The organism is Formosa sp. Hel1_33_131 (assembly GCF_001735745.1).
Lineage (GTDB): Bacteria > Bacteroidota > Bacteroidia > Flavobacteriales > Flavobacteriaceae > Hel1-33-131.
In genome coordinates this window covers 1,933,239-1,958,510 of sequence record NZ_CP017260.1, presented here as the reverse complement: position 1 = coordinate 1,958,510, position 25,272 = coordinate 1,933,239, and the positions used below count along the sequence as shown (strand labels likewise).

Here is a 25,272-nt window from a genome sequence, read left to right as displayed (position 1 = left end):
ATGTGGTGGATGTGCCCATACCATTATCACTAAACTCAATGATTTAGAAGGCATTCAAAATGTGAGTGTGGATACAGAATCTTAAACGATTTCAGCGCTTAAGCCTGCTTTTAGAAGTTGAGTACATTGAGGTTCCAACTCCTCATACACCCCCGTTTTAACGGTACATTTTCCTTTATAATGAACCAGTAACGAACATTGTTCTGCCTGTTCGTAGGAATGCTTACAAACATCAACTAGGGTTTCTATCACATGGTCAAAAGTATTGACCTCGTCGTTGAACAAGACAATTTCATTTAAATGTCCTTCTTCAACTGAAACCTCTACATCTTCTTTAATTTTTTCTTTTGTACTCATAATGACTTAACGAATTTCAGGGCGACCCAATTGTTTCGTGTTAATTTTTTCTCAAGTTTCAAATCGAGTTCGTTGCAAGTTGCCTCAATCAACTCACAATCGCTGTCGTAAAAACCACTTAAAAATAAGGAACCATTTTCATTTAAACAAGTAACATATGTACTTAAGTCATTCAACAGAATGTTTCGATTAATGTTTGCGATGACAACATCAAAACGTTTTCCTTCAAGTAAGGACGCATCCCCTTCTAAAACCTTGATGTGGTGACAATCATTTCGTGAGATATTTTCTAAACTATTTAAATAACACCAATTATCAATATCAATGGCTTCTAAAGATGTAGCCCCTTTTTTTTCGGCCAAAATAGCTAGCACACCGGTTCCACAACCCATATCCAAAACAGATTTGTTGGTAAAATCAAATGCTAAAATATGTTGAATCATCATGTACGTGGTTTCATGATGTCCGGTTCCAAAGCTCATTTTGGGTTCAATAATAATGTCATATTCAACATCAAATACTTCATGAAAAGGCGCACGAATCGCACAGCGATCTTCGACAACAATGGGGTTGAAATTCTTTTCCCATTCGGCATTCCAATTGGTTTGCGCAATGGTTTCAAATTCATAACTGATGACAAACTCCTCAGAATTTAAAATCTGAATTGAGTCTAAAATGATGTCAAAATGATCTGCTTCTTGAATATAAGCAATGACCCCATCGGGGGTTTCTACAAAGCTTTCGAAACCAGAAAAGCCAAGCTCCGCAATCAAAATTTCGGTACCTGGCTGAACGGGTTGAACTTTAAATGTGTAGCCTATATAGATAGAATCTCCCAAATTTAAAATGCGTTTATGATGGCTGTAAATTGCTCTACATCCAATGCTGCGCCGCCAATTAGACCGCCATCAACATCTGTTTTTGAAAAAATTTCTTTTGCATTTGCGGGCTTCACACTTCCACCATACAAAATAGAAACCTCAGCTGCTAAGTCCGCTGAATATTGGTTCGCAATGGTTTGACGTATAAAAGCATGCATGTCTTGTGCTTGTTGTGGAGATGCTGTTTCCCCTGTTCCAATGGCCCAAACTGGCTCATAAGCCAATACAATATGCTCCCAGGCAGATGCTGGCAAATGAAATAAGGCATTCTTAATTTGTCCTTCGACAATCGTTTCTTCATTTCCCGATTTACGATCTTCCAATTCTTCTCCAAAACAGAATATCGCACGCATATTGTGAGCTAATGCCGTATCTACTTTTTTAGCTAAAAGGGCATCGGTTTCATTAAAATACGCACGACGCTCACTGTGTCCTAAAATAACCGTTTTAACGCCAACACTTTGAAGCATTGCTGCACTGATCTCACCTGTATAAGCTCCGTTTTCTGCAAAATGCATGTTTTGAGCAGCCACTATAACTCGACTGCCTTTAACTGAGTTTGAAGATGCTAAAAGACTCGTAAATGGGGGTGCAATAATAACTTCTGCTTTACTGTGTTTCAATTCCTTCAGCAGTTTAGAAACGAATAATTCTGAATCAACATAGTCGTTATTCATTTTCCAATTTCCTGCTACAATTTGTTTTCTCATTTTAAATTATTTATTAGTGTTATATCTGATGTTTTAATGGCATTAAAAACTTTAATCGTTCCTTGTTTGTCAATAATCATATAGCGAGGAATCCAATCCAAATCTAAAAATGTGCCCATGGCTCCTTTCCATCCAGATTGCATCAAGTAATGATCGCCTTTAATTTCTAATCTATCGACCCCTTTTCTCCAAGCCTTTTGCGTTTTATCTAAAGATAAATACACAAAATCAACTTCGGAATGCTTCGCCTGAAGTGCTTTCACACTTGGCAAGCCTTCCAAACAATCTTTACACCAAGAGGCCCAAACATCTATAAAAACAGTGTTGCCTTGGTGGTTTTCCAAAATGGTTTTAAATAAAATAGAATCTCCATTTAGTGTCACAAACGCATCGTTTAAAGCGGCCTCTGAAAATTCAGTTTCGACGCGATTTTGACAACTTAACAGTGTACTAACGAAGAGTGATACTAAAAATATGTGTTTCATTTTGAAATTTTATTTAAGAGTCTAATTTAATTTTTGGATCTAAATAGGTGTAAATAATATCAACAAAAATATTGATCAGCACAAAAGTAAGGGCAATTATTAAAACAGCCCCCATAATTACGGGTAAATCTAAGGTGTTTAGTGCATTTACGATTTCTTTACCCAATCCATTCCATGCAAATATATATTCTACAAAAACAGCGCCAGCCAACAGAGAGGCAAACCAACCTGAGATCGCAGTAACCACGGGATTGAGCGCATTTTTCATCGCGTGTTTGGTAATAATTTGAAATTCACTCAAGCCTTTGGCACGTGCGGTGCGAATATAATCTTGATTAAAGACTTCTAACAATGAGTTACGCATCAGTTGTGTAACAACCGCCAACGGACGGATTCCTAGAACCAAGGCGGGTAATATTAAGTTTTTTAGTTTTAATTGATAGACCTCTCCAAAGTCATCCAATTCATAAAGACTCCCCGTCATTTCCAATCCCGTGTAGTGGTGTAATAAAAATCCAAAAATCCAAGCGGCCAAAATAGCACTAAAAAAAGAAGGCAAACTCATCCCAAAAGTACTGACTACCAAAATTGTTTTATCGACCCAATGGTCTTTATACAATGCGGAAATCACTCCTAAAAATAGCCCCAATACCAACGCCACACAAATAGAAGCAACCGCCAGAATAATGGTGTTTGGAAGTGTTTCTTTAAGTATTTGACTGACTTTTTTTCCTTGCTTGGTGAAGGACGTACGAAGGTATGGATATTTTAAAACGACGGTGGTATTGACGGTTTTAAACAAGGATTGAAAACTGTAAGGATGGGATTCTAAAAAGGTGTAATCTTCATCGGAATTTGAATGAAATGACAAGGGTGATAAATCATTTAGATAGTACAAATATTGTGTAAGTACAGGCTGATCAAATCCATATTTTTGTTTTACGATTGCCAATTGTGCTTGGTCTTCATTTTGACCTAGCATCATTTGTGCCGGATCGCCGGGCAAGACATTGAATAGAAAAAATATAGTGGTGACAACTCCTAAAAGTGTCCAAAATGAATGCTGTATTTTTTTTAATATATATCTCCCCAAAAGGTTTAAAGATCTAAATTATCAATGTCATTCCAGTGTACTTTTTGTTGGACCGTACCTTTATTTAATTCCAAGACACCTGGGTTGGAACGCACCACGGTTTTGAGAGCTTTTTCATCACATAGATAAAACTCAAAATTAAGTCCGTAGGTTTCATTTATTTTGGAAATTGCATCTTCTCCAGAAGCACTTAACCCAATAACAGTATAGCCTTTCGCCTGTGCATTTTCCGATAAGGCTTTCAGGTTTTGCAAGCCTTCTTTTTCTGCGGTGTCCAAATTATAAGATACAATCATGATGAGTTTTTCTTCGTTAAGAAAAGCGTTGGTCAAATCTTCATCCTCAGATTCTATCGAGAAATCCAAAATGGAGGGCTGATAGCCTTCGTCAATAACTTCCGTTTCTACACTCACGTAATCACCCTCAACATTGGGATAAGACCCATCGGTTACAATTGTTTTTTCTTCTCCATTTACATTAAAAACCCATGTAAATTCTTGAACGGCTTTAGGCGCATCTACAGGGGTACTCATGTTTTTAATGAGGTTATCCCCTATTTTGTAAGCTCTAAAATCAATACTCGGTAAATGCATCAACACATGGTATCCAAAAGCAAGACTGGCTATAAAACTCAGAAGTGCAAGAATAGTGTTTGGTAACGGCTTAAATATAGGAGTGATGTACGATTTTCCAAAAAACAAAATCAATACAAACGCCAATAAGACCACATCTTTTGTGAAGCTTTCCCAAGGGGTTAATTTTAAAGCATCGCCAAAACATCCACAATCCTTCACTTTATCAAAGTATGCAGAATAAAAGGTGAGAAACGTAAAAAACACAATCATGAGCAACAAGCTCCATACGGTGAATTTTGGCTTGTATCCAATCAATAAAAACACGCCAAGAACGACTTCAAAAACCACCACCAAAACAGAAATGATAAGCGCATAGGGTTCCAAAAAAGGAATATTTAAAACCTCTGCACTAAAATATTCTTGAAGTTTATAAGAAAACCCCAAAGGATCATTGAGTTTTATAAAGCCTGAAATTATAAATAAAATTCCAACAAAAATACGAGAGAAAGGAACTAAGATTTTCATATTAAGATTCGTTTAAGTGAATTAAAGCAAAGATGGCATAATTGATCATATCCTGATAATTGGCGTCAATTCCCTCGCTAACAAGGGTGTGGCCGGCATTGTCTTCTATTTGTTTGACCCGTAATAATTTTTGTAAAATCAAATCGGTCAAGGAACTCACACGCATATCGCGCCAGGCTTCGCCATAATCGTGATTTTTATCCAGCATCAACTGTTTGGTGACCGCAATTTTGTCTTCATACAACGCTACCGCTTCCTCAAATGACAAGTCGGGCTGCTCCACAACTCCCTTTTCAATTTGAATGAGTGCCATGACGCAATAATTAATGATCCCCACAAACTCACTTGCAGCGCCCTCCTCTACCTTTTGAATGGCGTTTTGCTGAAGTCCTCTAATGCGCTGTGCCTTGATGAAAATCTGGTCTGTTAACGAAGGTAATCTAAGAATTCGCCATGCGCATCCATAGTCTTTCATCTTTTTACTAAACAGATCTTGGCAGACTTGTACAACGGCATCGTATTCTTTTGAAGTATTTTGCATGAAATAAATCGAATTTTCCGTAAATTTCGCTTAAAATATTCAAAACATCAAGATTTATGGTTTAAAGTTTTAAATCTTGACAAAAACAACCAACAATACCTTTTTATGACTCTCAATTGTAACGGCCAACTAATTGACCTCAACACTCCTAAAGTGATGGGTATTTTGAATGTGACTCCCAACTCATTTTATGATGGTGGACGCTTTAAAGACAAAAAAAGTATGTTAACACAAGTTGAAAAATTACTGAAGGAAGGGGCTACTTTTATCGATATTGGTGCTTATAGCTCGCAACCAGGCGCTGATTTTGTTTCGGAAGAGGAAGAATTAAAACGACTTATTCCCATTGTGAACTCCGTTGTCAAGACCTTTCCTGAGAGCCGTATTTCGATTGATAGTTTTAGAAGCCGTGTTATTAAAACATCCATTGAAGCTGGTGCCGCAATGGTCAATGATATTTCTGGGGGTCAATTAGATCCCTTAATGTTTGAAACGGTTGGAACGCTCGGTGTCCCTTATATTATGATGCACATGCGCGGCACACCGCAAACGATGCAAAAAATGACCAACTATTCGGATGTGGTAAAAGAGGTTTATACTTATTTTACTGAACGGATTCAATTGGCAAGAACACACCAACTAAAAGATATCATTTTAGATCTTGGGTTTGGCTTCTCGAAAACTATTGAACAGAATTTTGAACTTTTAGCGATGTTCGATTATTACAACAACTTAAACCTCCCTCTTTTGGCGGGAGTTTCTAGAAAATCGATGATTTATAAAACCTTAAATACGACAGCAAACCAAGCGCTTAACGGCAGTACAGCACTGCATATGGTGGCACTTCAAAAAGGTGCGAAACTCTTAAGGGTTCACGATGTGAAAGAAGCCATGGAATGCATTCAACTTCATAAGGCGCTTCAAAAATAGCGTTCATTTTATATTTATTATATTTATTATATTTATTAAAATTTTCAGACCAAGTGGACATATTCAAAGACTTATTAAACTTCAATATATTAGACCTTATCGACATTGCTTTAGTCGCATTTTTGCTGTACTATGTCTATAAATTGATCAAAGGCACCGTTGCCATCAATATCTTTTTTGGGATTGTAATTTTTTACCTCTTTTATTTATTGGTAGATGTGTTACAGATGCGCATGCTAAGCAAAATCTTAGGCGGTTTTATGAGTGTTGGAATCATTGCTTTAATTGTAGTGTTTCAACCAGAAATTCGTAAGTTTTTATTAATGATTGGCTCCACAAATTTGAGCAAAAGCGGTTCCTTTATGAAACGTTTTAGTTTTGTAAAAGCACAACAGAATACGGCTTCTGATGCTGAAGTCATTGTAAAATCCTGCACCAAAATGGGCAGCAGCAAAACTGGGGCATTGATTGTGATTGAACGCAATAATAATTTAGATTTTTTGGTAGAAACGGGAGATGACATGAAAATTACCGTGACGCAACCTATTCTGGAAAGTATCTTTTTTAAGAACAGTCCCCTTCATGATGGGGCTATTATAATTTCAGAAAACGTAATCAAGGCTACACGAGTAATTCTCCCTGTTAATAACGAGAAAAACATCCCTTCCCGCTTTGGACTACGCCACCGTGCTGCGATTGGAATTACTGAAAAAACAGATGCACTGGCTCTTGTGGTGAGTGAGGAAACTGGACAGCTTTCCTATGTAAATAACGGAGAGTTTGTGATCTATACAGATACGCAAGATTTGATCGAGAAAATCAAAGCCGATTTATCTTAACGTTAACTATTTTTAGTTAAAAACTGAGCATCGTATAAATTTCGGTAATGCCCCTCTTTATTTTTCAACAAGTCTGCATGGGTGCCTTTTTCAACGATTTCACCCGCATCCAACACAATAATTGTATCTGCTTTTTTGACGGTTGCCAAGCGATGCGCAATGACGATCGACGTACGTCCGTGTGTGATTTTCTGAGTCGCCTTTTGAATGAGTTGTTCGGCATAAGAATCTATCGAAGCGGTGGCTTCATCCAATATTAAAATTTTTGGATTGGTCACGTAGGCTCTTAAAAATGAGATTAATTGACGCTGCCCCGAAGACAACATCACGCCTCTTTCTTTGACATTGTAATGATAGCCTTTCGGTAAACTCATGATGAAATCATGAATACCAATTTCTTTAGCGGCGGCTACCACTTCCGCTTCACTGATATCGAGATTTTTGAGGGTGATATTATTCAGGATGGTATCGGCAAACAAAAACACATCTTGTAGTACGACTGCTATATTTTGTCTTAAATTTTTAACTGAAATTGTTTTGATGTCTTTAGAATCAATCGTGATGGTTCCAGAATTGATATCATACAAACGGTTCAACAGATTGATAATGGTTGATTTTCCAGCACCTGTTGCCCCTACGATGGCGATCGTTTCTCCAGCAGTCACTTTAAAAGACACCCCTTTTAGAACGGGTTCATTTTCGACATAAGCGAATTTAACATCTTTAAATTCTAAGTCCCCTTTTAAATTTTTAAGAACGCCCTCGCCACGATCTTGAATATTTGATGTTGTGTCCAATACTTTAAAAACACGATCGGCAGCCACCATCCCCATTTGAAGGGTATTGAATTTATTTGCAATTTGATTCAGGGGTCTAAAAATCATTGGCACCATCATTATAAACGCTGTTAAATCGCCAATAGAAGCCGTTTGATCGAGTACTGTATTAAGGCCTCCAAGCCAAATCACTGTTCCTAAAGTCACAGACGATAAAAGGTCTGCAATGGGGAAAAACACAGAATTATACCATACGGTTTTGATCCACCCCTTTTTGTGGCGCTCGTTGATGGCGCTAAAATTTTCGGATTCAATTTTTTCTCTTGCAAATATTTGAACAATTTTCATACCCGTGATGCGCTCTTGTACAAAAGAGTTTAGGTTAGACACTTCGGTTCGCACATCTTCAAATGCTTTTTTCATGTACCGCTGAAAAACTTTGGTGGCTATCAAAACGATTGGAAGCGTACAAAAGACAATGACACTGAGTCGCCAGTTCATATAAAACATCACCCCACCTACTACACTCATTTTTAAAATGTCGCTAAAAATCATAAACAGTCCTTCTCCGAAAATATCGGCAATGCGCTCCATATCGGTCACTGTTCGAGTGATCAAAACACCCACCGAGGAGTTGTCAAAATACTTCATTTTAAACCCAAGGATATGTTTAAAAAGCTTAATCCGAATGTCTCTTACCACGGACTGCCCTAACCAACTTGCATAATAAATAAACAATAAATTACACGTAACTTCAAGGACCAAGAGCCCTAACATTAAAAAAATATAGTTTAAAAACCCAGGTTCAAATTTTTGTTCAATATTTTGATCAATGGCCAATTGCAACACCTTAGGACGTAGGGCTCCAAAAACTGCCAACCCAATGACGGTGGTCAACGCAAGAATAAAAAACCCTGTGTAGGGCTTGATATAATGCAGCAGCCTTTTGAATAACTGCGCATCAAAAACTTTGCTTTTAGGTTTCTTATTGGACATAAATTGATTTTGGATATTCTATATTAATTAAATACAGTCCGTGAGCGGGCGCCGAAGTGCCTGCATTAGACCTGTTTTTTGAGTCGATAATTGCTCGAAATTCTTCGAGTGTTCTTTTTTTAGCCCCCACTTCAATCATGGTACCTACAATGGCGCGCACCATATTTCTAAGAAAACGATCGGCTTTGATTGTGAAATTAAGCGTGTTTTTGTCAAGTTCCCAATGCGCTTCCATAATCGTGCAATCGTAGGTTTTTACATCTGTTTTCACTTTAGAAAAACATTGGAAATCGGTGTATTTAAACAAAATTTTAGCCGCTTGATTCATTAAATCTACATCTAACGGAAGCGTATAGGTATGTTCATTTTGATATTTGAACGCATTTTTTGTTCTCGAAATTTTATAAATATAAGTCCGACTTAATGCTTCAAAACGGGCATGGATTTCTGGTTGGACTTCTTTAATGGTATTTATATGAATGTCTTTCGGGAGGAATACATTCAGTTTATAGGCAATATCCTTAACGTCAATTTTTGTGTCAATATCAAAATGAGCGATCATTTGTTCTGCATGCACTCCCGTATCGGTTCGGCCAGCGCCCATACAATCCAATGGCGCTTGCAACACTGTACTGAGCGCATGATTGAGCTCCGATTGTACCGTATTTACATCGGGTTGAATTTGCCATCCATGATAGGCACGGCCATTATAAGATAAATCAATAAAATATCTCAAGCTAATTTGATACTTTTGTGGTTAGAAAGACAAAGATAAATAGACTTTGTCATTAATAGCTTTCACATTAACATTTTCTAATGACAAAAATTTTATTACTCTCGGATACTCATAGTTATATGGGAGAAGACATCCTTAAATATGTGAAACAGGCGGATGAAGTTTGGCATGCGGGCGATATTGGAGACCTAAAAGTAACGGATGCCATAAAAAAGCTAAAACCTTTACGGGCTGTTTTTGGTAATATCGACAATGTTGAAGCCCGCTTGGAATTTCCCGAGCATTTGAAATTTAGATGTGAAGGGGTGAAAGTATGGATCACACACATTGGTGGCTATCCCGGACGTTATTCACTAGCTGTCAGAGATATGATTAAAGTGCAGACTCCTAACCTATTTATTTGTGGTCACTCACACATCTTAAAAGTAATGAATGACAAAAAACTCAACCTCTTACACATGAACCCAGGAGCTGTGGGCACGTATGGAATTCACAAAGTCAGAACGATGCTGCGGTTTGAAATTTCAGGTGAAAAGATTCAAAACTTAGAAGTGATCGAGTTTAAAAGAAAGGCATAAAAAAACCCTGAGAAATCTCAAGGTTTTTTTCGCACTCTTATACTAACGTTATTTATCTCAGCCGATCCACTGATTTTACAAGCGCCTCATCCTTTTTTATGGCCTTATTGGCAAACACCAATAATACGATAGACAAAATAGGAAGTAGCAGCCCAATACCTTTCTCAGAATTCGCAGTTTCTCCAGATACAGTTAGCAATCGATATATAAATAATCCTAGTAAAATTAAGTTTAGTATGATATTCAAACGTCCCAAAACAAATTGGGTCTGTCTTGTTTTAAATAAAAAAATAGAGATCAACGACAGCAAGGCTGAGGCTGAAAATAAAATTATATATTCTAATGAATCAATCGCAAATTCGATATACCCTTCTGTTTCTCGCAAAGACAGGATTTGTGAGAGTCCGCCAGAACAAATAGCGGCAAATAATAAATATACTGTTTGAATTCTCTGAAGCATTCTTAGTTTAATGAGTAGCAAAAATAATAGTTTATTTTTTATTACATCTATAAAAAGTTTAAAAATAAAGTTGTATAATTGCATATATAACGGCGAAATCATACTTAATTCGCTTCATTCAATTTACCATAAAAATTACTTCTTCATAAAATCATTCCAATAATTAGGACTTTAATTTATTAAAGGATTTAAAATTAACTCTCATACATAATGTTTGAAATTTCACAATTAAAAGAAAAAAAACTCCCTGAATTACAAGAAATTGCCAAAAAGCTCAACGTTCCTAAATTCAAAAGTTTAAAAAAATTAGATCTCGTATATCAAATACTAGACTTGCAGGCTGCCAACCCAACAATGGTGACACCAAATGTGACCCCAGCATCAGCATCAAAGACACCAAGACCAAGAAGAGAACGCATTTCTAAAACCACTAAAGATCCTAATATAAAGCCAACGGCTCCTAACACTGCTACTGCGGAAAAACCAGAAGCAAGTCCTGCTGTAAAAGCAGTACCAAAAAAGGAAGTTTCTGAAAACAGACCGCCAAAGGTGAAAATTGAAACCAAAGCAGCAGTCAGAACAGAACCTAGTTCAGAAGCTAAAGTGGAATCTAAGGTCGCACCTAAAATTAACCCAAGGCCTCAAAAACAAAAAAATCCGAATCAGAATCCAAATCAGAATCCGAATTCGAAACAGAATCCAAATCAAAACCCGAATTCGAAGCAGAATCCGAATCAGAATCCAAATCAAAAACAGAATCCAAACCAAAACCCGAATCAAAAACAGGGCAATAACGGGAATAAAGACACTCGAAACCGCTATAAAGAACCTGATTTTGAATTTGACGCCATCATTGAAAGTGAAGGCGTATTGGATGTCATGCAAGATGGCTATGGCTTCTTAAGATCTTCTGATTATAATTATTTAGCATCTCCTGACGATATTTATGTGTCTCAATCTCAAATCCGTTTGTTCGGATTGAAAAATGGAGATACCGTTTTAGGACATGTGCGTCCACCAAAAGAAGGAGAAAAGTATTTTCCACTTATTAGAGTGAGTAAAATTAATGGACTCGACCCAAAAGCGGTGAGAGATCGTGTCGCATTTGAACACTTAACGCCTCTTTTTCCAAAGCAAAAATTTAATATTGCTGAAAAACAAAGTACAATTTCTACTCGAATTATGGACTTGTTTTCTCCAATCGGAAAAGGCCAACGTGGGATGATTGTATCACAACCAAAAACGGGTAAAACAATGCTTCTTAAAGATGTTGCCAACGGGATTGCGGCAAACCATCCAGAAGTGTATCAAATGATTTTATTGATTGACGAACGTCCTGAAGAAGTTACTGACATGCAACGTAATGTGCGTGGCGAAGTGATTGCTTCTACGTTTGACAAAGAAGCACATGAGCACGTAAAAATTGCGAACATCGTTTTAGAAAAAGCAAAACGTCTTGTAGAATGTGGTTATGATGTTGTGATACTGTTAGATTCGATCACACGTCTGGCACGTGCTTACAACACGGTTCAGCCAGCTTCTGGAAAGATTTTAAGTGGTGGTGTGGATGCGAATGCACTTCACAAACCAAAACGTTTCTTCGGAGCGGCTCGAAATATAGAAAATGGAGGGTCTTTAACAATTATCGCAACAGCATTGACCGAAACAGGTTCTAAGATGGACGAGGTGATCTTTGAAGAATTCAAAGGAACAGGAAACATGGAACTTCAGTTAGATCGTAAGATTTCGAACCGTCGTATTTTCCCTGCTATTGACCTGACCTCATCAAGCACACGTAGAGACGACTTGTTGTTAGATGAGAAAACAATCAAACGTATGTGGGTGATGCGAAAGTACCTTGCAGATATGAACCCTGTGGAAGCGATGGAGTTTATCAACGACCGTTTCAAACAAACACGCAACAACGAGGAGTTTTTAATCTCGATGAATGGATAATTAAGTATTCATTTTTTAATTTACAAAGAAAGCCTTTCGATATCGAGAGGCTTTTTTTATGTTCTGCGAAGTCAGAGACTTTGCTGAGCTGGGTAATTTAAACTATGGAAATATTGCTATGGAAGCACGATTCTAATCATTATAGTAGTGAGCTATAATACTTTCAGCAGGTTTAAAGTTTGGATCCCAATGATTTAATAACATTGGATTGGTTGATAGCTCTGTTTTGAAAAGATTCCATATCCATAAAAACCCTCCAGCGACCCAAGGTTCATCCCAAAAACTTTTATAGAACGCTTCATACCCATTGGACTGTACAGCAAAATTATACGTAGTGGCTACGGCAGTGCCTGGTAATTCCCACGATTTCCACGCAGCATAATCGATACTTCTAAAACCATACTCGGTAAATACTATTTTTTTATTGTGTTGACAGCTGAAATTACGGATGTTGTTTTTGATAGGACTGTAAGCCGCTATTAATTCTTCAACCGTTGGTGTAGGCTTGTTGACCAGAGGAAAGTAACTATCGATTCCTATATAGTCCATTTCTTCCCAAAACGGAAATGCTTCATAATCATCCCAATTTGCAGCATAAATTAATTTAAGCTCAGGATACTCCTCTTTTAAGGTCTCAATTAAGCTTTCCCAAAAGAGAGGTCTTCTCTTAACAAACTCTCTTAATTCTGTGCCAATACACAACAAATCTATAGGGTGAGTGTTTGATAATTCGGCTATTTTTAAAATGAGTTTTTTGTAAGAGTTTTCAAAAATCTGCCAATGTACTTCTGTTTCTAAATAAAAATCACCTCTATATGGAATTCCTCCGAAATCAACCAAAGGACGTAACATAATCAAAGTAATAGGTAATGTATTTTCTAAACCTTGTTTATAATTTGTAATCGATTCGTCTATTTGATAATCTTTAATTTCAAAGGAATGATTAAAATAGTCTTTTGAGGCAGATAAAATTCCTACTAAAGAAATACTATTCCCTAGGACATTTGTATTATTTGTTGAGTTTAATTGAGCACTGTAAATGTTTAGACCGTTTAGTTTTGAGGTGTTTTCGAAACTATTTTGACATGTTAAATCAATGTGATCTCTCTCACAAGAGAGCATCAAAAGTGTTAAAATGATGGAATATAAATATTTCATATTGAAAAATGATAGGGGTTAAAACAAAAGCCTGTGTTCTTTATAAATAGTTTAGTTTTCTACTTTCTCAAAAATCATAGTTATCCCTTGCTGCCGCACGATTCCTATCGTGTGGCTTACAAAGTTTATTTGGAACGCGAATGGATTCGCGCACCAGCATAGAAAGTTATCATAAATATTTTAAATAAAATTTTCATAATTAAATAATTTATAAATTTAGGTTAAGAATAAATTATTAAGTCGTTATTCTTCATTGTGGACTTTCCACGTGGTGGACTTTTTGACATTTATTTTTCACTTTCTTAGAGAATAAACTCCTGTTTTTTAATTTCCGTAAGCCGGATGGTCTTGAGTTTGTCTTGTAGAATCGGTTCTAATAGACATCTGTACTCTACATTTGAACTTAAATTCTGACATCCAAAAAAGTATGGATACCTAAAAAAGTCCCTATGTTATTTACAGTAAATTAATATCTTAAGCACGGTTAAATTGCTTACAAAGAATTAGATTTGAGGTATAATTTTTGTAAACATAATAAATTGAAATAAATAATGAAGTGATTTTTCCCTTACTAAAAGTAAGGGAAAACCTTACTTTTAAAAATTCCCTTCTTAAAACAAGGAATATTTTTTTAAAAAAAATAGGATTTTGAAAGTTTTAAGCACCTAATAGTGCTTTTCTTAAGTAGTTCTGCGTGGTCAAACACACCTTCTAAAAACAAGTTTAAACACAAAAAATCCTTTGAAGCGCGCTTCAAAGGATTTTTAAATTTTATAGAATTCCTAAAGTCAACCTATGTAATTAGGACGACACAGTGTATTCGTTAAAGAGTTGCAACAAATTTTGATAAACCAGACTTTAGGTTTGCCGCTTTGTTATCGTGAATGATATTGTTTTTGGCTAAACGATCAATCATTGAAGAAACAGAAGAAAGCATTTTTTGAGCTTCTTTCTTATCCGTTGTTTCACGCAAGTTCTTAATTGCGTTACGCGTTGTTTTGTGCTGATACTTGTTCAGCACGCGCTTTGACTCGTTACTTCTAATTCTTTTTAAAGCTGACTTATGATTTGCCATAATTCTTAATTTTATTATTATTAAATAATTGTAGCCCGTAGGGGAATCGAACCCCTCTTACATGGATGAAAACCATGCGTCCTAGCCGATAGACGAACGGGCCATTTTTTATAACCAAAAACACAATCTTGATAATTCTGTTTTTATTTCAAATAGCGTGCATTATTTCTAATGCGGTTGCAAAAATACAACTATTTTTAAATGTTACAACTTCTTACTAACTTTTTTTGAAAAAAGTTAAAGTTAATAAGCTTTCGCAAATAAAACGCGCTGTTTGGAAGGTTTCCCAGAAAATACACAGACCCCATCTTCCAGTTCCGAATCTATTGGAATACAACGGATTGTCGCTTTTGTGATTTCTTTTATTTTGTCTTCTGTTTCTGTACTGCCATCCCAATGTGCCGAAATAAATCCTGCTTTTTCTTCTAAAACCGTTTTAAACGCCTCAAATGTTTCCACTTTTGTGATGTGATCCGCTCTAAAATCCAGCGCTTTTTGAAATAAGCCTGTTTGAATCTCCGTAATTAAGGTCTTTATGGTGTCTGTTAAACTTTCTAAAGCCACCACTTGTTTGGTTAATGTGTCTCTTCGAGCCAACTCTACTGTGCCACTTTCCAAATCTTTTGGTCCAATCGCCAGTCTTAAAGGAACCCCTTGCAATTCGTGTTGTGCAAATTTAGCTCCCGGTCGTTGGGTGGTTCTATGGTCGTATTTTACAGTAATATTCTCTGCTCTCAAAGCAGTCATGATCGTCTCGGCTTGCGTGGTTATCTCAGCCAATTGCTCATCATTCCTGTATATAGGAACAATTACAACTTGGTAAGGTGCTAGGTTTGGAGGCAATACCAATCCTTTATCGTCACTGTGGGTCATAATTAAGGCACCCATCAAACGTGTGGAAACACCCCATGAGGTTGCCCAAACGTAATCTTGTTTTCCTTCGCTGTTTGCAAATTTAACATCAAATGCTTTTGCGAAATTCTGTCCTAAAAAGTGAGAGGTTCCCGCTTGTAACGCTTTTCCATCTTGCATTAAAGCTTCGATACAATAGGTTTCTTCGGCACCTGCAAAACGTTCGCTTTCCGTTTTGACCCCTTGAATTACAGGAATCGCCATAAAATTTTCAGCAAAATTTGCGTAGATATTATTCATAAGCTTGGCTTCTGAGATGGCTTCGCTTTTGGTGGCATGCGCAGTATGTCCTTCTTGCCATAAAAATTCAGCGGTTCTTAAAAACAAACGCGTTCGCATTTCCCATCGCACCACATTGGCCCATTGGTTAATTAAAAGCGGTAAATCTCTATAAGATTGAATCCATCCTTTAAAGGTACTCCATATAATCGCTTCACTGGTTGGTCGTACGACCAACTCTTCTTCAAGTTTTGCATTTGGGTCCACACGAAGTTTCCCAGGATTGTCAGGGTCATTTTGCAAACGGTAATGTGTTACTACGGCACATTCTTTTGCAAAGCCTTCGGCATTTTTTTCTTCCGCTTCAAAAAGACTTTTTGGTACAAATAATGGGAAATAGGCATTTTGATGGCCTGTTTCTTTAAACATACGATCTAATTCTGCTTGCATTTTTTCCCAAATAGCATAGCCGTATGGCTTAATAACCATACAACCTCTGACCGCAGAATTTTCAGCCAAATCGGCTTTCACTACAAGTTCATTGTACCATTTTGAATAATCTTCGGATCTTGTTGTAAGATTTTTACTCATAATTTCGTAATTTGGCACAACTATTGTTAGTAATGCTGTATATCTAATTAGTTTGACAAAACTAAGTATTTTTGTGACGTTCAACAATTTAATTTAAACACTTATGAAATTTATTACTTTCTTAAAGAAACAAATGGCACTCGCCTATGTAGTTGGAGTTCTTTTAAGTTTTACTTCTTGTGGATCTTTCCAATATTCTGGAATTTATGACGATGGAATTTATGCCGATTCTAACCCTACAGAACAAGTACAGGAGACTGTTGACAATACGTCTACTTCATCTGATTACTATAAAAATTATTTCAAAGAAAAATCGCTTCAGCTTGAGGATGAAAACACTGTTTTTACAGATGTTGATTCCTATGAAGGAACCTATGAAGACGACTCTGTAGAAGTGGATAATTACGCGGGTTGGGGAGAAAACAACAACAGCGAAGTGATTATCAATGTTTACGACAACGGCCCTTATTATGGAAATGGATGGGGCTACAATTATCGCAACAACTGGGGATGGAATCTCGGTTGGAACAATTGGGGCTACAGCTTTTGGCAACCAAACTATTACAATTCATGGTACAACCCTTATTGTTACTACGGGTGTAACAACTACGGATACAACAATTATGGTTATAACAACTACGGCTACAATAATTATAGAGGACGTTCTTATTCATACATTAACGGACAAAGAAGGGGAAGATATAGAAACTCAAGTTTGAGCAGTCGAAGTATTTTAAGTGCTACAACTCGAAGCGCAGCCGTTACACGTGCCAACACACGATCTGCCACTCGAAGCAGAGTTAATTCTCGCTCAAATACAAGAACCACAACGCGAAGTAGAGCGACTACACGTCCAAACACACGATCGATTACAAGAACTAGAACAACCACGCGACCAACCACAAAATCGACGCGAAGCAATTCAACAACACGACCTACAACACGTCCTACGAATCGTACAACACGCCCTAATACAACAAGATCAACGCGCTCTTCGACACGTACGAGCACACCCTCGACAACAAGATCAAGATCAAGCTCCACAACACGAAGCAGCAGAAGTAGCGGCGGCAGTAGCAGCTCTACACGAAGAAGAAATAATTAGGCATAAAAAACACACAGATGAAAAATTTAATTTTAACTCTAATGGGGGTTGCCTCCATGGTAAATTCCTATGGCCAAGACCTAACAGATGCTTTAAGATATTCAACTGGAACTACAGAAGGGACGGCACGATTTAAATCTATGAGCGGGGCTTTTGGAGCGCTTGGTGGCGACATGTCTGCAGTGAGTATGAATCCCGCAGGATCCGCCATTTTTAATTTGAGCCATGGTTCCTTAACGCTTTCAAGTCTTAAGGTTTCAAATGATGTAGCTTATGGATCTAATACACAAGCTTTAAAAGACAACTCTTTTGATATGAATCAAATTGGGGCGGCGTTTGTTTTTAACAATAGAAACACTGAATCAACATGGAATAAATTTGTGGTCAGTCTTTTTTACGAACAACTTCAAAATTATGACAACCAATTTTCAGCAGCAGGTACAACGCAGAACAGTATTGGAAGTTATTTTACCGATTATGCAAACGGGCTCCGACTTGATGAGATTACGGCACTGCCAGGAGAGAATATTTCTCAGGCTTACAGCGGAATAGGGTCAGAATTCGGAAGCAGCTATCAACAAGCCTATTTAGGTTATGAAAGTTTTATTTTAGAACCCGCCGATGATACCGACAATGAAAATACCGCCTACGCCTCTAATATAGCTGCTGGCGATTTCTATCAAAAATACAGCTACGCTTCCACGGGGTACAATGGTAAATTTTCTGCAAACCTTGGGTTTCAATATGATAAAAACATCTATTTTGGAATCAACCTAAACTCTCATTTTCTTAACTACGAAAGAAGTACTTTATTCTATGAAGACAACACTAATACGGGTTCTACAATAAATGAAGTCCATTTTAAAAACACCCTTTTAACAACAGGTGAAGGTTTTTCGTTACAACTTGGTAGCATTGTTAAAGTGAACGATTTTATAAGATTAGGGCTCACATACGACAGTCCAACTTGGATGCGATTAAGAGAAGAAACGACACAGTATCTCTATACATTTGAAGACGCCACAAGTCTTGAAGCGGAAGTTGATCCCGCCGTTATTAATGTGTTTCCAGAATATCATTTACGAACACCGGCACAAATCACCGGAAGTGCTGCTTTTATTATTGGGGATACGGGACTGATCAGTATTGATTACTCTAGAAAAGACTACAGCACTACTGAGTTCAGATCGAATAGTGGAGGTAATTTTTCACAGCAAAATTCTGTGATTAGCAATACCTTAAAAGCGGCGAATACCGTACGTATTGGTGGCGAACTAAGACATAAGAAATTTAGTTACCGAGGCGGTTATAAAATGGAACAAAGCCCTTATAAAGACACTGCTGCTTATGGCGATCTTAAAGGATTCTCGCTTGGATTGGGATATGATTTTGGGGGCTCTCGATTGGATTTAGCTTATGAAAATTCTAAACGCAAAATGGACCACCGATTCTTTAATGCAGGTAATTTAGACACAGCTAGAATAAATACAACAAACTCTAATGTGTCTCTTACATTAAGTATGAGTTTATAGGAATATACTAAACTATTAAAACAAGAAAGCCTGTAACTTAGTTACGGGCTTTCTTATTTGTATTCAAAACGTATGCGTTATCTTTTCAGTGTAAAATGCGCATTTAACAGCGTCGGTTCTCCTGTGACGAGCTGGTTATAACTCAATACAAACCAGTAATCACTTGAAGGAAGTAAGGCTCCATTATAAGTACCATCCCAACCATCTCCACTGGACGGACGAATTTCTTTTAGCAGCTTACCATATCGATCAAATATTTGAATTTTCGAATTGAATTGGTCTGAAACACCAACGATGTTCCATGTGTCGTGGTATCCATCTCCATTTGGAGTGAAGTATTTTGGATAGTCAATGACATAAACTATTGCTTGTCCGACTCCACACCCATTTAAATCCCGTACATTCACAACGCGTTCTCCTGGATTTACTCCTACAAATAGACCTATATCTTGCCATGGACCTTGATCGATGTTGTATTCATAATCTCCTAGACCCGTAGCGGTCGCTTGGATAATATGTGTATTTGCAAACGCTTGTGTGGTTACCACTGCGGTTACGGTTGGTGGTGAGCTTTCGATCACTGTGAATACTTCGATTGGAGCTGCACATTGAGTGGCCTGAAGCGCATCAAAAACCTCTAAAGTATAAACCCCTCCTTGAGTTGGAACATAGCTGGATGCGGTTTCAACAATGGTTCCATAGTCATCTCTCCAAATAAAGATAAATTCCAAATCCGATAATCCTGTCTCAATTTCTAAAGGTCCTAAAACCTCCGTGCCATTGGTATCCACACACAATACATACTCATCCTCTATATCTACAAAAGGTAACGGATTCACCATTAAAATTAAAGGCGCTGTTTCGTAACATACGGAGCTATCAACCAAAGTCCCCGTCTGATCTATTACTTGGGTATTATTATCAACTCGTGCAAAAATTACCTGTGGGTTTACCGCATTCTGATAGATGCTTGGTAATTCAAATTGGTCCTGATCGGCATCTATCTGACTTGCAAAATAACGAACTAAGTAATTTGAAGGGTCTTGACCGTTTAATACCTCTGTGTCTTGTGTGGTTAAATCAAACAGCACACTGTCATTTGTTGGATCATTATCCGTTTCTACATTGTCATCACACAGTGCATAAGGTTCTGCAGGAGAAGTCGCTTGAGCGGCTTCGAGAACTTCTACATCAAATTCTACTGTTGTGTTTTGACAGCCCGTAATTGAATTGGTTACATTCACATAAAGGGTCTGAGGATTGCTGGTGTTCATATAAGGACTTACCAAGGAATTAACCCCAGAGATCGCATCAGTGGACGTTTCATGGTAAGTAACTAAATAGATAGATGAACTCTGAGCCCCTCGAATCAAATCACTTTGAACCTCTAAATCAAACGCATATATTTCGTCTGTGTTGAGCTCGCAAGCAATTAAGGTGGGAACGGGAGTTGCCTCTGGTAATGTATTTACAATCACATCAAAATTCACAATAGCGAAACAGCCTGTTGTATCATTTGTTACACGCACATATAGTGTCTGAAGAGGAATGTCCGTATTCGTATAGTTGGTTGGGTATGCAATCGCATTGATGCCCTGCTCGGCTTCTGTCAGTATTTCATGATAGGTTGGTGTAACACCTAACTCACCGTTGAGAATGAATGTTTCATTGGTGGTTAAATCAAAAACTCCCTGACCATTTCCACTTCCATTATCATCACATGCTTCTAAATTAGCAGGCGTATTTGGAATTGGAATTGGCAACACTTCAAGGTTTAAGGTTGTAAAATCATAACAGCCAGTGGCTGGGTTTGATACACGGACAAAAACCGTTTGAGGGTTGCTAATGTTTGTATAAGGACTCACAAGAGTGTAATCATTTGCTTCCGCATCTAACTGGGTCAAGTGGTAACTTACATCCAGTCCGGTTTGTCCATTAAGGATCTGATTTTCTCTGTCTTCTAATGTAAAGGCTTCTTGTTCATTTCCGGGTGCATTGTCATCACATAACAGTAACGGATTGGGAGCCACCAATACTGGAAGTGGGTTGACAATCAATTCTAAACTTGTGATCTTTTCACAGCCTGTAGCGTTGTAGGCAACCCGAATCCAAACTGTTTGAGGGTTGACTAGATTTGTATAGTCTGTTGGAAGTGGTATCTCATTTGTTTCATTTTCAGCATCCACTTGTGTTTCATAATAACTAATATTTACCTCTAGTGGTGGAACGCCATTTAAAAACTCGGCTTCCTTCGATGTTAAATTAAACTGTGCGAATTCATCTGTATCATCATCACAAACCTCTAAAGGAGTCGGATCAACTAATTGAGGGGTTGGGTTTACGACCAATACCAATTCTACAATGGTGGCACAAAGTGTGGATATTGTTGGGTTTTCTACACGTGCAAAAACCGTTTGTGTGTTGATGTCTATATTAACATAAGGACTTGCTAAAGGATTGACTTCATTTTCAGCATCCGACAACGTCTCGTGATAACTGATTGTTACGCCTGCAACACCGCCTGAAATATCAAGGTCTCTATCTGTTAATGTGAAGACACCAAAACCATCACTGTCTGGATCACAATTGGTCAATTCTGGAGGCGTGTTTGCAAGAGGAGCTGGTGCGACATTCAAGTCCAAAGCGACTGTAGTATAGCAACCTGTATTTACATCCTGTCCTCGTGCAATCACAGTTTGAGGGTTGCTAATGTTTGTATATGGAATTGCCAACGGATTGGTTTCCGAATCTGCATCTGTCTGTGTTAAATAATAACTGATTGTATAATTTACATTTCCACCTTGAATTTCTCCATCTTTTTCTGTTAAATCTATCTGAGTAAGTCCATCAGGAGTTCCATCATCACAAATTTCTAGTTCTGTTGGAACAATCAATTGAGGCAACGGATTTACGATAAGTATAAAACTTCCCGTCGCACGACAACCCGTGGTTAAATCTGTGAGTGCTACATAAAGTGTTTCTGGGTTTGAAGTATTCTGGTAAAAATCCGTCAAAACATATTGGTCATTGGTGGCGTCAGACTGTGTTTCGTAATAACTTACGCTTACATTTTGACCATTGATGATCTCTAGATCCTTGCTACTTAAATCAAATAATTCTTGTAAATCGCCCGCATTCGTGTCATCACACAATTCAAAATCTATAATGGCAGGAATGACTGGTAAAGGGTCTACTAACAATCCTAAAGTGGTAGTGTCGTGACAGCCTGTATCGGTGTTTTCTAAACGAATGTAAAGTGTTTGTGCATCTGCTATAATACTTATATAAGGACTTGTTACAGGAGATGTATTTGTGTCTGCATCCGATTGAGTTTCGTGGTAACTCACAACCATTCCAACTTGAGATCCTATAACGGTCAAATCAATGCCTGTAAAATTAAAACTCGCTAAGCCATCATAGTCGTCATCACAAACAGTTTGCGTTGATACTGCATTGGCAATGGGTAGTGGGTCAACGCGCAGCTCTAAAGGCATAGTACTAAAACATGTTGATGACGTATTTTCTAAGCGTATGAAAATCGTTTGGGAATCTGCTGTGGTATTTGTGTAAGGACTCGTCAATGGAGACTCATTCAGTTCTGCTTTTGCTAAAGTTGCATGATAACTTACAGTGATTCCTGTTTGTCCTCCTAATGCTTCAGCATCCATAGAGGTGAGCATAAACGCTCCAGCTCCATCGGTATCATCATCACAAGTGGGTAAAATAGACATTGCGATTGTGGATGGCAATGAGTTCACAATGACATCAAACTGCGTTGTTTCATAACACGACTCTAAGCCAATTTCTTCAACTCGCACATAAATTGTTTGTTGATTTGCGGTTGTATTTGCAAAAGGGCTTGTTAATAAATTTATATTTGAATCTGTATCGGCTGGTGTTTCATGATAGGTAACTCTAAAATCTGAAGGGATTTGAGACCCTAAAACGATGGCTGTTTGAGCTTCTAAATCAAAAGTCATCACGCCATCTGAGTCGTCATCGCAAGTTTCAAGGTTTGTAAGTGCAGAAGCAGTCGCTTTGTGATTCACCACCAAATTGAATACAGGATTTGGAGACACAATATAACAGCCTGCTCCCCCATTTGCTTCTATACGAACATAGATAGGTTCTGGTGAAGAATCATTAATATGTGGACTCGACAAATTATTGGTTCCTGCATCGGCATCCGCAAAACTTGTGTAATAGGTGACCGTATAACTTCCAGGAGCTTGCGTACCTAAAATATCGAGGGTTTTACTTGATAAATCAAATGATTCCGAGCCATCATTGCTAATATCATCACAAACTATCATATCAATTACCGAAGTAATTACTGGTTGATCAAGAAGGTTCAGCGTAAACGAAACGGTCTCATAACACTCTGTTGTTTGATGTTCAAAACGGACATAAATAATTTGACCATCTGTCCCTGAAAAAGCGGCTGCATCAGTTGCTGAAATTGCACTGGAACCCGAATCCGCCTGTGCTTGAGTTCTGTGGTATGTTAAAACAAAATCCGCAGGGCTTGGGGTGGGGCCATACATTATAGCATCATTTCCCGTTAAATCAAAAACACTGGACGTCGCCCCTGTATTACATACAAATAAATCAATGGGAGCCGCATAGATCAATTCTGGTGCAACATCAATACAAACTTCTGTTGAATATTCACATCCAAAGTCATCCGTGGCACGATACGTATAACAATACTGACCTTCTGATGGAGGCTGTACTGTAATTACATTCCCATCTGTACTAATTATAGTACTATCTGCATCCCATTCTTCAGAAATAATTATTGGTGTAAAAGAAAGATCTGGAGGTTGGATTGTAGGGTCAAAATTTAAAACCCATGCAAATATATACCCATTATCTGCACCAATATTATCTGTAATTCGAATGGTCCAACTTCCGTTTAGGGAAGAACCAATAAGACCGTTTAGAGAGTTTACAGATGCGTAAGTCCCTGCTGGCACAAATGAATCCGTATACGTACCTGGGCCATCACCACTCACAAACGTCTCATTTGGTTGTATACCACCTACTAAAGTAGGGTTTGTTGTACCTGGCACAAAGCAATACTGAAAACCTACACCTTCGGTCAAATTATTACTTTCTCCATCAACACCCCCTGTAGCCCAAGGGATTCCTAAATTTGCAGACCCACCTCCTTGATCGTGAAGTCGCACAAGCTCCCCTGTTGGTGAAATGATTTCTATATCTAAATCGCCTAAATAGGAGTGCTCCATGACTAAGCAAATTTCAAGTAACTGAGCAATATCATCTAAAGTTTGGTCCGATTCAAAACAATCTACAATAATAGATGTTTCATAAACCTGTCCACTTCCATCCGGTAAAAAGGTGACATCACTCTCTGGCGGTGTACATTCATTTAGAAACGGCACAACCGTTGCAACGCCATTAATGGTGGTGGATTCTCCAAAACAGAGGGCTGAATCTGCTGCTGCATTTCCAGTTCCCGTGAAATCCGTAGGCAATGCCACTTGAATCACTTGGTTTATTAAATTTGTATTCTTACACCCATCTGGATCCACACTTGTATTGGTATCCGTAATGTTTAGGTTTACTAAATATACGCCAGGAGTATCATAAGAAAATACCGCCGTTTGACCAGCTTGAGTTGTGCCATCCCCAAGATCCCATTCGTAAGTTGCTCCAGCACCACTCGTACTAAACTGCCCACTCCCTGTTAAGGTAATATCCTCAAATGGACATACACGTATATAGCCATCCTCATTGGATGACGGACTTGCAGAGTCCAGTACAGAAACAATGGTCTGACAGGGCTCAAAACATGAAATATCCGCTACCCAGCCAGGATCATTCACACCACCACTAGACGTAAACACTATAGTGATACAACCTGAGGGGTTGTCTTGCGTGGCAGACACAAAACCAGGACTATTTGCCGATGCAGTACCTGAGAAATCTCCAAAAGAGGTCGCCGGATCCGTTGCATTGTCTGCATTGTAAATTGTCATAACATCTGCTCCAGCTTGGGTTGCAAACGCTGAAAATTGTAACTGCACCAATTGTCCTGCGTTCTCTGGACAAATTGTGTAGGTAAAGGATTCATTCGCGGAATAAGGACCACTGTCTCCCCCTGTATCTACAAAAACCCCTGTACAAGTATTGATGGTCACTCCATCTTCAATAACAAACACTTGTGCCGTTAATGAAACTGAAAAAAGTATGCTAAGAAGTAAAACTAATTTTTTCAT

The 25,272-nt window shown here is 37.9% G+C and carries 20 protein-coding genes, 1 tRNA gene and 1 pseudogene; 7 read left to right on the top strand and 15 right to left on the bottom strand.

The window, feature by feature from the left end:
- Window positions 1-4 precede the first annotated feature (4 nt).
- Window positions 5-85, top strand: a pseudogene (locus FORMB_RS13360) (hypothetical protein); the annotation flags it as partial.
- On the opposite strand, the gene FORMB_RS08930 reads toward FORMB_RS13360, so the two are convergent.
- The 7 genes from FORMB_RS08930 to FORMB_RS08900 are packed head-to-tail and all read right to left on the bottom strand — an operon-like array spanning window position 82 to window position 5,167.
- Window positions 82-357, bottom strand: a complete 276-nt coding sequence (locus tag FORMB_RS08930) for an ATP-dependent Clp protease adaptor ClpS (RefSeq protein WP_069677120.1) — start codon at window positions 355-357, stop codon at window positions 82-84. The pseudogene FORMB_RS13360 and the gene FORMB_RS08930 overlap by 4 nt on opposite strands.
- Window positions 354-1,196 carry a 50S ribosomal protein L11 methyltransferase gene (prmA, locus tag FORMB_RS08925; protein ID WP_069677119.1) on the bottom strand — a complete coding sequence of 281 codons (843 nt, stop codon included), beginning with the start codon at window positions 1,194-1,196 and terminating at the stop codon, window positions 354-356. Before prmA ends, FORMB_RS08930 begins: the two co-directional genes overlap by 4 nt.
- Before the next feature lie 2 nt (window positions 1,197-1,198).
- Entirely contained in the window at window positions 1,199-1,948 is a 750-nt protein-coding gene (gene tpiA, locus FORMB_RS08920; protein ID WP_069677118.1) for a triose-phosphate isomerase, read from the bottom strand.
- Complete coding sequence (locus FORMB_RS08915; protein ID WP_069677117.1) at window positions 1,945-2,433, bottom strand: TlpA family protein disulfide reductase; 489 nt, start codon at window positions 2,431-2,433, stop codon at window positions 1,945-1,947. The genes tpiA and FORMB_RS08915 overlap by 4 nt, the downstream gene beginning before the upstream one ends.
- Window positions 2,434-2,446: 13 nt before the next feature.
- On the bottom strand, window positions 2,447-3,526 hold the full coding sequence (locus FORMB_RS08910) for an ABC transporter permease (protein ID WP_069677116.1): 1,080 nt from the start codon (window positions 3,524-3,526) through the stop codon (window positions 2,447-2,449).
- Window positions 3,527-3,531: 5 nt separating this feature from the next.
- Entirely contained in the window at window positions 3,532-4,626 is a 1,095-nt protein-coding gene (locus FORMB_RS08905; RefSeq protein WP_069677115.1) for a BT_3928 family protein, read from the bottom strand.
- 1 nt (window position 4,627) lies between these two features.
- The gene (locus FORMB_RS08900; RefSeq protein ID WP_069677114.1) at window positions 4,628-5,167 is read right to left on the bottom strand and encodes a DUF1599 domain-containing protein; all 540 of its coding nucleotides are present in this window, start codon (window positions 5,165-5,167) and stop codon (window positions 4,628-4,630) included.
- 105 nt (window positions 5,168-5,272) lie between these two features.
- Between FORMB_RS08900 and folP the strand changes: the two genes are divergently transcribed.
- The gene (folP, locus tag FORMB_RS08895) at window positions 5,273-6,097 is read left to right on the top strand and encodes a dihydropteroate synthase (RefSeq protein ID WP_069677949.1); all 825 of its coding nucleotides are present in this window, start codon (window positions 5,273-5,275) and stop codon (window positions 6,095-6,097) included.
- Between the two features lie 53 nt (window positions 6,098-6,150).
- A complete protein-coding gene (gene cdaA, locus FORMB_RS08890) occupies window positions 6,151-6,936 on the top strand; it encodes a diadenylate cyclase CdaA (RefSeq protein WP_069677113.1) in 786 nt (261 codons plus the stop codon).
- Between the two features lie 2 nt (window positions 6,937-6,938).
- Here the strand turns inward: cdaA and FORMB_RS08885 are convergent, their stop codons facing one another.
- On the bottom strand, window positions 6,939-8,708 hold the full coding sequence (locus FORMB_RS08885; RefSeq protein ID WP_069677112.1) for an ABC transporter ATP-binding protein: 1,770 nt from the start codon (window positions 8,706-8,708) through the stop codon (window positions 6,939-6,941).
- Entirely contained in the window at window positions 8,698-9,444 is a 747-nt protein-coding gene (gene truA / locus FORMB_RS08880; RefSeq protein WP_069677111.1) for a tRNA pseudouridine(38-40) synthase TruA, read from the bottom strand. Before truA ends, FORMB_RS08885 begins: the two co-directional genes overlap by 11 nt.
- Before the next feature lie 80 nt (window positions 9,445-9,524).
- On the opposite strand from truA, the gene FORMB_RS08875 reads away from it, so the two are divergent.
- Window positions 9,525-10,022 carry a metallophosphoesterase family protein gene (locus FORMB_RS08875; protein WP_069677110.1) on the top strand — a complete coding sequence of 166 codons (498 nt, stop codon included), beginning with the start codon at window positions 9,525-9,527 and terminating at the stop codon, window positions 10,020-10,022.
- A gap of 52 nt (window positions 10,023-10,074) precedes the next feature.
- Here FORMB_RS08875 and FORMB_RS08870 read toward each other — a convergent pair whose 3' ends face one another.
- Window positions 10,075-10,482: a DUF4293 domain-containing protein gene (locus FORMB_RS08870; RefSeq protein WP_069677948.1), complete on the bottom strand. Its 408-nt coding sequence runs from the start codon at window positions 10,480-10,482 to the stop codon at window positions 10,075-10,077.
- A 210-nt stretch (window positions 10,483-10,692) separates the two neighbouring features.
- On the opposite strand from FORMB_RS08870, the gene rho reads away from it, so the two are divergent.
- Window positions 10,693-12,438 carry a transcription termination factor Rho gene (gene rho, locus FORMB_RS08865; RefSeq protein ID WP_069677109.1) on the top strand — a complete coding sequence of 582 codons (1,746 nt, stop codon included), beginning with the start codon at window positions 10,693-10,695 and terminating at the stop codon, window positions 12,436-12,438.
- Between the two features lie 132 nt (window positions 12,439-12,570).
- Here rho and FORMB_RS08860 read toward each other — a convergent pair whose 3' ends face one another.
- The 4 genes from FORMB_RS08860 to proS all read right to left on the bottom strand — a co-directional run bounded on the left by FORMB_RS08860 (window position 12,571) and on the right by proS (window position 16,393).
- Window positions 12,571-13,596, bottom strand: coding sequence for a glycoside hydrolase family 113 (locus tag FORMB_RS08860; RefSeq protein ID WP_069677108.1), 1,026 nt, complete (start codon window positions 13,594-13,596; stop codon window positions 12,571-12,573).
- Between the two features lie 823 nt (window positions 13,597-14,419).
- Entirely contained in the window at window positions 14,420-14,671 is a 252-nt protein-coding gene (gene rpsT / locus FORMB_RS08855; protein WP_069677107.1) for a 30S ribosomal protein S20, read from the bottom strand.
- A 31-nt stretch (window positions 14,672-14,702) separates the two neighbouring features.
- Window positions 14,703-14,774, bottom strand: a tRNA-Glu gene (locus FORMB_RS08850).
- 140 nt (window positions 14,775-14,914) lie between these two features.
- Window positions 14,915-16,393: a proline--tRNA ligase gene (gene proS / locus FORMB_RS08845; protein ID WP_069677106.1), complete on the bottom strand. Its 1,479-nt coding sequence runs from the start codon at window positions 16,391-16,393 to the stop codon at window positions 14,915-14,917.
- 103 nt (window positions 16,394-16,496) lie between these two features.
- On the opposite strand from proS, the gene FORMB_RS08840 reads away from it, so the two are divergent.
- Complete coding sequence (locus tag FORMB_RS08840) at window positions 16,497-17,498, top strand: hypothetical protein (RefSeq protein ID WP_069677105.1); 1,002 nt, start codon at window positions 16,497-16,499, stop codon at window positions 17,496-17,498.
- A gap of 17 nt (window positions 17,499-17,515) precedes the next feature.
- Window positions 17,516-19,030: an OmpP1/FadL family transporter gene (locus FORMB_RS08835; protein WP_069677104.1), complete on the top strand. Its 1,515-nt coding sequence runs from the start codon at window positions 17,516-17,518 to the stop codon at window positions 19,028-19,030.
- A 77-nt stretch (window positions 19,031-19,107) separates the two neighbouring features.
- Here FORMB_RS08835 and FORMB_RS08830 read toward each other — a convergent pair whose 3' ends face one another.
- Window positions 19,108-25,272, bottom strand: coding sequence for a T9SS type B sorting domain-containing protein (locus tag FORMB_RS08830; RefSeq protein ID WP_069677103.1), 6,165 nt, complete (start codon window positions 25,270-25,272; stop codon window positions 19,108-19,110).

Excerpts from the sequence above, each read along its gene's own strand:
- rho (WP_069677109.1), top strand. The coding sequence starts at position 10,693 with ATGTTTGAAATTTCACAATTAAAAGAAAAAAAACTCCCTGAATTACAA.
- folP (WP_069677949.1), top strand. The coding sequence starts at position 5,273 with ATGACTCTCAATTGTAACGGCCAACTAATTGACCTCAACACTCCTAAA.
- FORMB_RS08885 (WP_069677112.1), bottom strand. The coding sequence starts at position 8,708 with ATGTCCAATAAGAAACCTAAAAGCAAAGTTTTTGATGCGCAGTTATTC.
- proS (WP_069677106.1), bottom strand. The coding sequence starts at position 16,393 with ATGAGTAAAAATCTTACAACAAGATCCGAAGATTATTCAAAATGGTAC.
- FORMB_RS08830 (WP_069677103.1), bottom strand. The coding sequence starts at position 25,272 with ATGAAAAAATTAGTTTTACTTCTTAGCATACTTTTTTCAGTTTCATTA.
- FORMB_RS08900 (WP_069677114.1), bottom strand. The coding sequence starts at position 5,167 with ATGCAAAATACTTCAAAAGAATACGATGCCGTTGTACAAGTCTGCCAA.
- FORMB_RS08860 (WP_069677108.1), bottom strand. The coding sequence starts at position 13,596 with ATGAAATATTTATATTCCATCATTTTAACACTTTTGATGCTCTCTTGT.
- FORMB_RS08930 (WP_069677120.1), bottom strand. The coding sequence starts at position 357 with ATGAGTACAAAAGAAAAAATTAAAGAAGATGTAGAGGTTTCAGTTGAA.
- FORMB_RS08840 (WP_069677105.1), top strand. The coding sequence starts at position 16,497 with ATGAAATTTATTACTTTCTTAAAGAAACAAATGGCACTCGCCTATGTA.
- FORMB_RS08870 (WP_069677948.1), bottom strand. The coding sequence starts at position 10,482 with ATGCTTCAGAGAATTCAAACAGTATATTTATTATTTGCCGCTATTTGT.
- FORMB_RS08915 (WP_069677117.1), bottom strand. The coding sequence starts at position 2,433 with ATGAAACACATATTTTTAGTATCACTCTTCGTTAGTACACTGTTAAGT.
- rpsT (WP_069677107.1), bottom strand. The coding sequence starts at position 14,671 with ATGGCAAATCATAAGTCAGCTTTAAAAAGAATTAGAAGTAACGAGTCA.
- FORMB_RS08835 (WP_069677104.1), top strand. The coding sequence starts at position 17,516 with ATGAAAAATTTAATTTTAACTCTAATGGGGGTTGCCTCCATGGTAAAT.
- FORMB_RS08905 (WP_069677115.1), bottom strand. The coding sequence starts at position 4,626 with ATGAAAATCTTAGTTCCTTTCTCTCGTATTTTTGTTGGAATTTTATTT.
- tpiA (WP_069677118.1), bottom strand. The coding sequence starts at position 1,948 with ATGAGAAAACAAATTGTAGCAGGAAATTGGAAAATGAATAACGACTAT.
- FORMB_RS08875 (WP_069677110.1), top strand. The coding sequence starts at position 9,525 with ATGACAAAAATTTTATTACTCTCGGATACTCATAGTTATATGGGAGAA.